General features: G+C 48.9%; 13 protein-coding genes. 6 read left to right on the forward strand and 7 right to left on the reverse strand.

Annotated elements, in window-relative coordinates; translation table 11 throughout:
* Positions 1–37: 37 nt before the first annotated feature.
* The 4 genes from thyX to JSQ97_RS05180 form a co-directional block, all read right to left on the reverse strand.
* Positions 38–874, reverse strand: coding sequence for an FAD-dependent thymidylate synthase (gene thyX, locus JSQ97_RS05165; protein WP_205075073.1), 837 nt, complete (start codon positions 872–874; stop codon positions 38–40).
* A gap of 51 nt (positions 875–925) precedes the next feature.
* Positions 926–1,540, reverse strand: a complete 615-nt coding sequence (locus JSQ97_RS05170) for a DUF308 domain-containing protein (protein ID WP_205075074.1) — start codon at positions 1,538–1,540, stop codon at positions 926–928.
* Between the two features lie 218 nt (positions 1,541–1,758).
* The gene (locus JSQ97_RS05175) at positions 1,759–2,286 is read right to left on the reverse strand and encodes an Rpn family recombination-promoting nuclease/putative transposase (RefSeq protein WP_239446948.1); all 528 of its coding nucleotides are present in this window, start codon (positions 2,284–2,286) and stop codon (positions 1,759–1,761) included.
* A gap of 84 nt (positions 2,287–2,370) precedes the next feature.
* Entirely contained in the window at positions 2,371–2,712 is a 342-nt protein-coding gene (locus JSQ97_RS05180; RefSeq protein WP_239446949.1) for a PD-(D/E)XK nuclease family transposase, read from the reverse strand.
* Between the two features lie 641 nt (positions 2,713–3,353).
* On the opposite strand from JSQ97_RS05180, the gene JSQ97_RS05185 reads away from it, so the two are divergent.
* From JSQ97_RS05185 to JSQ97_RS05195, 3 genes are all read left to right on the forward strand, one after another.
* Complete coding sequence (locus tag JSQ97_RS05185; protein ID WP_205075075.1) at positions 3,354–4,142, forward strand: hypothetical protein; 789 nt, start codon at positions 3,354–3,356, stop codon at positions 4,140–4,142.
* A gap of 5 nt (positions 4,143–4,147) precedes the next feature.
* Entirely contained in the window at positions 4,148–4,849 is a 702-nt protein-coding gene (locus tag JSQ97_RS05190) for a YfcE family phosphodiesterase (RefSeq protein WP_239446955.1), read from the forward strand.
* A 189-nt stretch (positions 4,850–5,038) separates the two neighbouring features.
* Positions 5,039–5,290 carry a DJ-1/PfpI family protein gene (locus JSQ97_RS05195; RefSeq protein ID WP_205075077.1) on the forward strand — a complete coding sequence of 84 codons (252 nt, stop codon included), beginning with the start codon at positions 5,039–5,041 and terminating at the stop codon, positions 5,288–5,290.
* A gap of 270 nt (positions 5,291–5,560) precedes the next feature.
* Here JSQ97_RS05195 and JSQ97_RS05200 read toward each other — a convergent pair whose 3' ends face one another.
* The 3 genes from JSQ97_RS05200 to JSQ97_RS05210 form a co-directional block, all read right to left on the reverse strand.
* Positions 5,561–7,177 carry an NAD(P)H-hydrate dehydratase gene (locus JSQ97_RS05200; protein ID WP_205075078.1) on the reverse strand — a complete coding sequence of 539 codons (1,617 nt, stop codon included), beginning with the start codon at positions 7,175–7,177 and terminating at the stop codon, positions 5,561–5,563.
* A 74-nt stretch (positions 7,178–7,251) separates the two neighbouring features.
* Positions 7,252–7,803 carry a hypothetical protein gene (locus JSQ97_RS05205; protein ID WP_205075079.1) on the reverse strand — a complete coding sequence of 184 codons (552 nt, stop codon included), beginning with the start codon at positions 7,801–7,803 and terminating at the stop codon, positions 7,252–7,254.
* 12 nt (positions 7,804–7,815) lie between these two features.
* Positions 7,816–8,658, reverse strand: a complete 843-nt coding sequence (locus JSQ97_RS05210) for an undecaprenyl-diphosphate phosphatase (protein WP_205075080.1) — start codon at positions 8,656–8,658, stop codon at positions 7,816–7,818.
* Between the two features lie 219 nt (positions 8,659–8,877).
* On the opposite strand from JSQ97_RS05210, the gene JSQ97_RS05215 reads away from it, so the two are divergent.
* The 3 genes from JSQ97_RS05215 to JSQ97_RS05225 form a co-directional block, all read left to right on the forward strand.
* The gene (locus JSQ97_RS05215) at positions 8,878–9,477 is read left to right on the forward strand and encodes a TetR/AcrR family transcriptional regulator (RefSeq protein WP_205075081.1); all 600 of its coding nucleotides are present in this window, start codon (positions 8,878–8,880) and stop codon (positions 9,475–9,477) included.
* Positions 9,478–9,720: 243 nt separating this feature from the next.
* A complete protein-coding gene (locus JSQ97_RS12905; RefSeq protein ID WP_239446950.1) occupies positions 9,721–10,059 on the forward strand; it encodes a hypothetical protein in 339 nt (112 codons plus the stop codon).
* 216 nt (positions 10,060–10,275) lie between these two features.
* Positions 10,276–11,068, forward strand: a 793-nt coding sequence (locus JSQ97_RS05225; RefSeq protein WP_205075082.1) for a hypothetical protein, incomplete at its 3' end; no start/stop codon positions are given.

Here is an 11,068-nt window from a genome sequence, read left to right on the forward strand (position 1 = left end):
ACACTTCGCACGAATAAAAACCGCTTTTACCGGCGCACTACAGCTGCACTCCCGTCCGCAGTTTTTCTTCGAAACGTTCGCGCTTTTTTCCTTCGAGCGGATTTTGCTCGCCCGAAAGTATTTTGCGCAGCGCTTCCATCTCTTCGCCCGAAAAGCGCACGCCTTCGTTTATGTGATTGATAAAAGATCCCGTCGCAAGAGGGGCGACCGTGCGGCACAGCGCAAGGATAACTTTTGCGTATTCGCGGATTTCATACTGCGCGTGTTCGTCGAGCCGCAGTTTCAAAAAGCGAAAGAGATTGTGCAGATCCATTTGCCAATAAAATTCGGTGTAGAGCGCAAGCGGCAAATCGATACGCGCGATTTCCCGCGCAAGAGACGCATCGATGAGTTTCGTATACGTTTCATAGGAAGCCTTTTGTCCTTCTTCGAGCGCAGATCGGATATTTTCGGCCTCGTCTTTTGAGAAGGGTTCGGCCGCCCTACCCTGTTTGTTATCCTTGCTTTGCGGTGCGATGTTCTCATCGGAGGGAACATAGAACTCGTCTTTCATGATCGAATAACGGCCGGACACTTCGTTCATCCTGCCCATGCGATGACGTACCCATTGACGCGCGACGAAGATCGGCATCTTGAGGTGAAAAGTCATCACCACCTGTTCGAAGGGAGAAGTGTGTTCATGGCGCAAAAGATAATCGATGAGCGCGCCGTCCTGCGAGACCGTCTTCGTTCCTTCCCCGTACGAAACGCGCGCCGCTTGGACGATCCGCGCATCTCCTCCGAAATAATCGACAAGGCGGACAAAACCCTTATCGAGCACGGGATATTCTTTATCGAGGATCGCTTCCGCTTCGGGAACAACACAGTGAGCCATATATACTCCTAATTTAATAATTAATAAAATCGATCGGCAATCGTCTGACGCTTATTTTTCCGTGCGGCGGTTTTTTGCATCGCCTGTCGGGAGCGTATCCGAAACGGGCGGCTGGACATCGTCGACGACTTCGACTTCATCGACGACGATCGGACGGTCATGCCATTCGAACAGTATATATCCCGCGCTCACCGCGAGCAGCAAAAGACCGAGGACGCGCACGAGCACAAGACCTATCTGCTGCGGAACGATAAACAGTACGATAGCGCCGACGAACGATATGATCACTTCGAGCATATAACGGCGGCGTTCTATATTCGTATCGCGGAGTTTTGCAAGCATATACAGTTCGAGAAATGCCGACGCGAGAAGATAGGCCGCAAGCACGTAGAGCATAATCGTCCACATCGCTTCGGCAAAACGCAGCGGCAAAACGATCGCGAGGATGCCGATGAAGATGCTGATAAGGCTTCGAACGATGACGGTGAGTTGAAAGGATTTATCATCGACGAGCTGCCGGATTTTAATTAAATTGAATAGACCGTTTATGACGGCTTCGATACCGAGTGCGATGACGGCGACTTTTATACATTGCTCCGGCGCTATGATCATCATGAGTGCAACGAGTGCAAGCAGCGCGCCGAGCATAAAATCTGTTTTTCTCATACCGTAAATATACTCGATTATGAGCAAATCAACAAGTTCCGTTTGTCACGATTAAACTCGGTTCGGGGAATTCGATCGCTGCAAAGGTATCGAACTTTGTGCCGTGGAACGCGCAAGGAAAAAACCGATAAATCGGAAGCCGCGGTGCGGAACGGCCGATTACGGAAATGAATTTTTTAAAAAAGTCGAATGTCGAGCTTTTTGAAAAGCAAATACTATTACAGTTTTTTAATTTCCGCTTCCGAAAGACCAGTCATCCGCTGTATAAAATCGACAGAACAGCTTTCTCGCTGCATAAGCTTTGCCGTTTCCCGCTTTGCTTGATATGATCCCGCGGCGACACCGTCGCGTCTCCCCCGCTCAAAGCCGATCTTTTCACCTGCCATACGTAAGTCATCTTCTCTGATATTTAAGGACATATACCAGCTCCTGAACTTTTCGTTCCGTTTCGCTTTTTCGACAAGCTCATCGATGTGCCGTGTAAAACCGCTCGTCGCCTGCCTCTCGCAAAGATACTTCAACAAGGCGCTCAATTCAGGCTCATCTTCTTTACCGTAGGCACCCACATTATAAAACACCTTATACGATTTGTCATCAAGAAAAAGCATATCGTCGGCGGTACAGATATTACGAAACTCGTAGACAGGCAAGCCTTTGCCGAAGGGATCCTGCGTACAGATAAAAATGACATAGCTCTCTTTCAGTTCGGCATAGCTTTGTCCTCTCAAGAGGTTATCGACATCCATGAGGCTTTGGGGCATCTCGAAAAACTCACCTTTAGCGATTTTTTCGAGATGCTGACGAGTTGTAACTCGCTGTATTATCGCGAGTTACAACATCGCATTTTCAAAGTTACCTCTAAAAACTGCAGTTTTTAGAGGTTCCCTTTGATAATAGCGTGTGCGTTTGGGAAGAGAAGGCGGGATCGATGTTTGTATTTCTATATCGAAGACGCGCTCGGGCTCTGAGACATAGACGTCGAGACGTATGCCCTTGCTTTCGTAAAAGGGTGCTATCGTTTTTTGCAGGGAGGGATATTCGATTTTACCGACTTTGATATGCAAAAGACGCTCGATGACACCTTTGCAAATTATTTTGTTTTTCATGACCGTGCCGAACATAAAGTCATCGGTAAAAGAGAGTTCGTCGACGGGTTTATGGGTATATTCCATAGTTGTACCTTCGGTTATTGAGATTGCGCGGCAAGGAAGCCGCTGACCTATATATCGTTTACAAAGCTATAAATTACGCGGTTTTTTGTAAAAATAAACGAAAACATCGTTTCCTGCGCGGGGAACTTCGCGCTCCGCGCTCGTTGCAAGTTGCGCGGGGAACTTCGCGCTCCGCGCTCGTTGCAAGTTGCGCGGGGAACTTCGCGCTCCGCGCTCGTTGCAAGTTGCGCGGGGAACTTCGCACTCCGTGCTCGTTGCAATACGCGGCACGGACGCCGTGTCGTATCTTGGCAAAACAACCGCGCATTTTACGAAGTAAAAATACGGTAGTGAGCGGGCTGTCTCAAAAGTCGGTTACTTTTTCGACAGCCTGTCGAGTTTAAAATTAAGTCTTTATATTGCAATGACTTAATTTTAAACATCGCATAGTGTAAATCAAGGAACCTTTCCAAAAACTGAAGTTTTTGGAAAGCCGCGGACGGACACTGCTCGCAATCGCTCTGAGGAAGTCGTGAGTTGAAAAACGCTTGACGCGTTTTTCTTTTATCGGAGACGCTCGGCGATTGCTCCGCACTGCTCGCAATCGCCGAGCTCTTCACCTATTCTTTTCATGGGCGGATAAATCCGTTATACTTCGGACAATGGCTTGGCAGAAAAACATGAAAGTCCGTATATCGCTTACTGCAATCGCCCTGTGTTGCCTCCTGCTTTCGTGCAGCGGACAAACGAAGTCGGCCTCAGAGATAACTGAAGAAAGGGCGCTCCCCGTTTCCGCTGCAGGAAAAGATGCGGAGAGCCTCAAACTGTCGACACAGCTGTGGCATTTTTCCGATGAAGCCGTGTGCATACTTTTCGGCTATGGCTATAACGATGCGGCTTTTGTCGCTTCGATGACGGAAGCTTTGTCGGCAAAATACGGAGTCGCTTCGGACGGAGGGCTTGTTTTACCGATCGTTTTTCCCGACGACTTTAAGAAGGGTTCCCGTTCGGTTGCGGCGGAGCTGCCGCTCCTTGTCGGCGAAAAAAAATTGCGCGGCCTCATCCTGCTCGGTGCGCCGGAAAATGCACATTTCGGCGTTGCTCACCTGCAGGACAGATACGACGGCGTCTTTTCGTTTCCCGTGTTTTCGTTTTTTTCACAGGACGACGTATCGGGTACGGAAGGTACTGCGGACATCGTGCTCGATAAAGCGCAGGAAGCCGGTATCGACGGAATTATTAAAAACGAATCGGAGCAGACTTTCGTAAAAGAAGTGCCGGATTTTGTCCGCCGCTCCGTCGATTTTATGCTTGCCGTCGACGGTCAGCTTGCAAAAAACAAGGATCTGCTCACGTATCTGAAAAAGATCGTCGGAAATGCGAAGCTGCGCCGTTACGTCGATCCCGAGTCGGGTTTGCAGTCCGTCAATCACTTTATCCTTGCCGATTGATTTTTATGATTACGCCGGTACAGACGGAGCATCATCTGCTCGGTACAAAGCGCGATATCGCTTCTCTCGCAAAAAAAGCAAGCGCGCGCATTCTCGTCCTTTCCGATTCTCACGGACAGCGGGAACTGTTCCGCCTCATCGTTGAAAAGGCCGGCCCTTCGTGCGATGCCCTCGTATTTTGCGGCGACGGCGCGGGCGATTTCGTTTCGTGTATGGACGATGCCGCGAGCGATGAGGCTTTCGCGCGTCTCGTGCCGCCGGTTGCAGCCTTTGTCGAAGGGAACGGAGACGCCGACCGCTTCCCTTCCCGTTTTGATCCATGCGGCAAAAAATCGTCCGGCGGTTTATATGAACTGATTATTCCGAAGCGGCAGATTTTGAAAGCGGCCGGTCACGTGATCTATGCCGTACACGGTCACGAACAAGGCGCGTATTACGGAACGGATGCGATCGAACGCGAATGCAAAGCGGCCGGCGCCGACATCGCAGTCTACGGACACACGCATATCGCGGCTGAAATCCGCCGGAACATCTACATCGTAAACCCCGGAAGCATTTCCTATCCGCGTTCTCTCACTCCTCCGTCATTTGCGATTCTCGAACTCGACGGAAAAAACAGCAACGCCGTATTTTACCGCATCGATGCAAAACTCGACGGCGTGCAATTTACTCCGTTTGCGCCGAAAAAGGCGTCGCTGTGGCGGTGAACGTTTTTTCCCGAGCTGTCGAATTAATAATTAATATGAGAGGAACTACGAACACATATCAAGACGCAAATGCCGCGATAATCGATCGATGGATCGCCGAAGGCTGGGAATGGGGAAAGCCGATTGACCGCGAAACATACCTGAAGGCACAAGCAGGACAATGGTCGGTTTTGTTGACACCGACAAACTATGGGCGGACTCGTGATTACGCCCGATCGACGTATCGGCGATATGAATATTTCCGACAGCGATATCCTCATTTTGCCGGGTTCCGATCATTGGTTTGAAAAAGAACATGAACCGATCCTCTTAAAAGCGAAAGCATATATTGAGCAAGATATAAAGGTTGCCGCAATATGCGGCGCAACACTCGGTTTGGCGAATGTCGGCGCTCTTGATAATAAAAAGCACACGAGCAACGATAAGGCATTATTAAAATAAGTGTGCAAAAATTATAAAGGCGAACATCTATATGAAGATACGCCCGCCGTAAGGGACGGTAATTTGATTACGGCAACAGGTATTGCGCCGCTTGAATTTACATTTGAAGTTTTAAAGTTGTTGAATGTGTTCGGTGAAGATACTTTGATGAATTGGTATAAACTCTACACAACAAAAGAGTCTAAATATTTTTTTCAACTTATGCAGTCGCTGAACAACTGGCGGGGAATTCCGTTCTGAATTGCACTCCCCTTATATGATATACGGTATTTACATCGATTGTAATCCGGACATCAGGCCTCCGACGGCATCGACCAATTTCGGCGGTGTCAAATTGTACGAACACTCATAGCGCTGAGATGCAATGCCGTGTGCAAGGACTGCCGTAACAGCCGCATCTTCGGCGCCGTATCGCTCGGCGAGCAGCGCGCAGATGAGACCTGCGAGCACGTCGCCGCTTCCGGCTTTTGCAAGGCTTTGATTTCCTTCGACGCTTACGAATACGCCGCGCTCCGACGCGATCACCGTATTCGCACCTTTGAGCACGAGCACGGTATGCGGAAAGCGCGCGGAAAATTTTTTAACGATTTCGATCCTGTCGTCCGCAATCTCCGCGATCGTATAGTCGCCGAGCGAACACAATTTTAAAAGCGATTGAAATTCTTTCGGATGAGGTGTGAGGACAACCCGCGTCCGGCGCTTATCGAGCGCGTCGAGCAGGTTTACGATATCACCGTAATAAAAAGAGTCGGCGTCGAGCACGATTCCTGCACCTTTGTGCGCTTCGATGTATGCGCATACGCTTTGAAACGCGTCCGTCCGATCGCGTCCGAATCCGCTTCCGACCAAAATCGCCGTCGTGTTTTGAGGAAAGGATTTTGCAACCATCAAATCGGACGGGAGTTTAAATCGCGACGCAGCTCCTTTTTCCGTTTCGACAATCGTCGCAAGACCCGCGCCGAAGCCGAGCGCCGCTTCCCCCGCAATGATCGCAGCTCCGGCTTTTTCTCCCGCAGCGATCGCGGCGTGTCCGAAATTTCCTTTGTGTACCGATTTTTTTGTCCGCACGGGAAGGCTCATATCGCCCGCTTCGAGGAGGTACAGGTCAGCTGCCCTGCCCGCTTCAAATACGCAGTCGCTTACGCCGATACCGTATTTTTTAATAATTCCGCAAAAGTCTTTCGCAGCGTCTCCGAAATACGCCGCTTTGAGTGCGCCCATCGCAACGGTTACGTCGGCATTGAACGCGAGAGATCCGTGCGCGTATTCGGTCGAAACCGCACCGCGCTTATCGATGCCGCTCGGTATATCGCACGCAATACGGAAACACGAAGCATTGTTAATTTTATCGATGAGAGAGGAAACGTCGGGCCTAAGCGTTCCGTGAAAACCGGTACCGTACAGACAGTCGACGACGATCGCAGCCGATGCAAGCCGTTTTAAAAACGACGATCGGCTCACGAGTTTTACACCGGCCGCAAGCGCCGCATCCCGCTCCCGTTTGCAGTTTTCCGTTTTTGCGTCGAATGGGGCGTAAACGGCGGCGGGAATATCGCCTAGGATCCGGCGGGCGAGCGCGTAACCGTCGGCTCCGTTGTTGCCGCTGCCGCACACGATCAACACATCGCTCGAAGATGATGAATCGCGGTATGCCTGCGATGCGGTCGATTGCTCGGCACGATGTGCCGCACACGATATGCTCGACTGCTCCGTACGATGAGCCGGTCGTTTTTCGGAAGTCCGTACGGCATTTCGATCGCAGAGGGCTTTCCGTACTTCACTTTCAAGCGCGCTTGCCGCGTTTTCGATCATAACGTCTTCGGTGATACCGAAGGCTTCGTGCATGCGCTTTTCAAGATCCTTTACATCGATAAAAACCTTTTGCATATTCGTACTCCCGTAAAACGGCTCCGACAGCTATATTGTTAATTAATAATCGGTCCGGAAAAATCGGCATGCGCTCATTTTTGTTTTTTGAAAATCGTCGGCTCGGAAAAATCGTGACCGTCTTTGTCGGTCGGAATATGCGAGCAGCGAAGCGTGAGCGTACCGTTTTCTTCGTCGAACGAATATAAAATCCGCCACGTCTTTTCATCGTCGGATTCACTCTTTGAGTAGCCCGTATCCGTTCCCGATTTTTCGACGGTAAAGACGATAAGTGCCTGAGTTGCCGAATACGTACCGCTCCAATATCGCATATCGAGCGCCGCCCTTTGCATGACCGTCATCATTTTATCTTTATTGATTTCGACGGTCGTCACGGTGCTCGCTCCTTCGTATATCCACGTGCCGTAGTATTTCGGCGTAAGCGCATTCTGCATATCTTCGCCGATTTTTTTACTCGTCTCGCCCATCGCTTTGCCGAACGATTTGAAAGCGTCGACCGATTTTTTGCCGAACTCTTTCCATTCCTGTTTTACGGAAGAATTTTTGTCCGGATCGGCGGCGGCCGGCAAAACAATGACAAGCAGCGACACTGCCGTTATAATCTTAATAATTTTCGATAAATACATAATTAACTCCGCTTATTTAAAAAATAACAATCCCGCTATACCGATCGGAATGAGATAACACGCGAACCAACCGAGCTTCCCTTTTTTAATAATTTTCATGAGGAGCGAAAGGGACGCCCAGCCGATGACGAAAGCTGCAGCACAGCCGACAATGATTTGCAACGCGCCGATCGATTCCGACATTTTATCGAAGTCTTTAAGCTCAAGAATAAAAGCGCCGAGTATTGCAGGAATCGAAACGATAAACGAAAACTCGCCCGCATCCGCCCGGCCGATGCCTGAAAGCAAAGCGCCTGCGATCGTTGAACCGCTCCTCGAAATGCCGGGCAGCGTTCCGATACCCTGAGCAACGCCGACCGCGAGCGCCTGCTTCCATGAAATGCCGTTCCCGTCATTTGCGGTTATTCTCTTTCGGCTCATATATTGAGAAAAAAGCAAAAGACAGGCCGTAACGATAAAGAGAGCGCACACAAAGCGTATCGAAAGAACAGGAAGCATTTTTTCCGTAACGATGCCGATGACGCCCGTCACGAAAGTTGCGATGATAACTGCGGCAACCGTTTTTCGGGAAGCTTCATCGGTTTTCGTCAAACCGCTTTCGCCCGAAACGCCGGAAACGACGGGACGCCGCATAATCATTTTTCCGAGCGCACAAAAGAGTTTCAGAATATCGTGCCGGAAATAAAGCACGACTGCGGCAAGCGTTGCGAGGTGAAGGAATACATCGAATAAAAGCGGCACGTCGCCGAGTGAAAACAAATGCTGCGCGACGGCGAGATGGCCGGAAGAAGAAACGGGCAAAAATTCCGTTAGGCCCTGAAGCACACCGAGCAACAAACTTTGTAAAATCGTCATGAATCCATCATAGCAAAAGAGCGGAAATATGTCATGAGTGATCCGGTTCGCTAACGGTCATCTTGAAAGACTCACTTTCAGCGATTTTTTCGAGATGCCGACGCGTGTGTTTAAGAAGTTCGGGCGCGATCGATGTTCGGTTTTTTATCGATACCGCTTGACAAGATAATTAAACATTGTTAAATTATCATCGTTTACTAAAGCTTTAAGGGAGACATTATGCGGAACGCGAATCCTGAAATCGTCACGACGATAAAGGCGAAAACGCTCGATCTGCTCATGCACAAAAACCCCGACGCGATCACCATGCGCGACATTGCCTCGAATTGCGGGATTACGGCGGCAAATATCTATCACTACTACAAAGACAAAGACGAACTCTTTCAGGCGATCAGTCTCGACTGTTTAAATGAGCTCAACGCGCGGATCACGGACGGGGCAAAAGGTTCGCGTCCGAGTAAAAAGCGCCTTTACTGCGCAATCGATGCGTTCCGCACATGGTGCTTTGAAAATCCCCGGAGAGCGCTGCTTGTCATGCAAGGCATCGAATCGGTATCGGGTGCGGATGATAAAATCATCGAACAGTACTATGTTTGCAACAGAACCGGAGCCGCGCTGCTCAAAGAATGCGTCCGAAGCGGTATCGCGCGTTCGGCAAATCCCGATCTCGACGTAGGTATCCTCATTTCGGGACTGTGGGGCTGCATCGAATCGGTTATTTTAAAAAAATGCGATAAAAAATATTGGAACGACGGAAAGCGATATACGGATCGCTTTATCGCAATATGGATGAATGCAATCTTCGGAGGTATACCATGAAAAAAGCATTTGCAGTTATGGGGATCCTGCTTTTAAGCGCGGGACTTTTTGCAAGAGAAGTAACCGTCAGCATCGGAACCGGAAAAAATTGGAAAGAAAAAATGGCGTCGCAATGCGCCGTGTGGCTTGAAGACGCAAACGGAAATTACGTGCGCACGCTCTACGTTACGCAGCGCGCAAGCAAGCGCAATTGGATCGTCGGTCCGAAAGCCGGTCGGCCGGAATCGCTTCCGGTATGGTATCATGCAGCAAACTACGAAAGCGCGAAAGGCGCTCCGGGCAACGCCGAAAGGAGGAGTCGTATTCACGGCCGAAATCGGAGACGGAACATACGTTATCAAAGCGGAGTTCAACACGAGCTTCGACTACAACGATTTTTATACGAAGAAAAATTCCGGCGTCAACGGACAGCCTGCCGTTGTATACGAAGCGAAGATCCCCGCAGACGCAAGCGGCGAAATCGAGCTTATGCTTGCGGGAACGGGTTCCGAAGACGGCAGCGACGGAAAGATTTACACAGACGTTTCACACCTGACGACGGCGAAAACGATAGTCGATAAAATAATTATTAAAATGAAATAACCCGCGAGTTTTTACAGCACGGTATTTGTTGTAAAAATTATTAAATATGCATGCGCGGCAAAACGATTTTGTGTTGCGCGTGCCGAAAAAACCGCACTTCCTACGGAAAGCTCTTTTCACTTCCGCCGGATCGCTTCCATAACAATCAGACATTCCCGTGTATACATCAATGACATAAAAGCCTGCTTATGTTACAATATTCATGGAGAAAGAATTATGGACGTTATACTGCACGAATTGATCAAACGAAACTGTTCAACGGGCTATATCAAGATAGACGTCTTTATATTCGTTTGCACCGTAACTCTTGCATATTATATCGCCCGCAGGAACGGTTTGAATTTTCTTATCAGTACGCTGTCCGGTTTTATTTTAACATCCGTATTGTATACGCTGAGCGATATGACATGGGAACTTTCGGAAGCATTGATCAAACCGACGGTACCGCACAGCAAATCGCTCATAACACTCAATTATCTCGTAAAATCGTTTTTTCTCATAACGGCAACGACTCCGGGTTACTCGTGGTTCAGCTACATCATTCAAGAAACGAATCGGCCGAACAAAAAACGTATTTTGCTGTTTGCAAAACTGCTCCCCGCATTTCAAGTGTTGCTTTTAATAATCAATATTTTTACCAAAAACATGTTTTACATTGCGCCGGATGCGATTTATCATGAAGACAAATATTTTTTCTTGTTATTCATCACTGTCATAGCCCTCCCGACAAGCGCATCGGTTTATGCATTTTATGTCGCAAGCGAATCGGAAAATATACTCGAAAAAGAACATTTGATGCATTACGGCAAATTCCCGATCTCTTGTATCGTCGCGGCATTGTTTCAAATAGTATTTCGGAGCATCCCATTTGCCGCATGTGCGATCTTTATCGCCGCATTTTTATTATATTTAAATATCCTCGAAGAGCAGGCATCGATCGATTATTTAACCGGTATCAACAACAGAAAAACTTTTATTAAAAATTTGATACGCTTGCATGATGGGGGGG

It is taken from the genome of Treponema sp. Marseille-Q4523, from assembly GCF_016901105.1.
Taxonomy (GTDB): domain Bacteria; phylum Spirochaetota; class Spirochaetia; order Treponematales; family Treponemataceae; genus Treponema_D.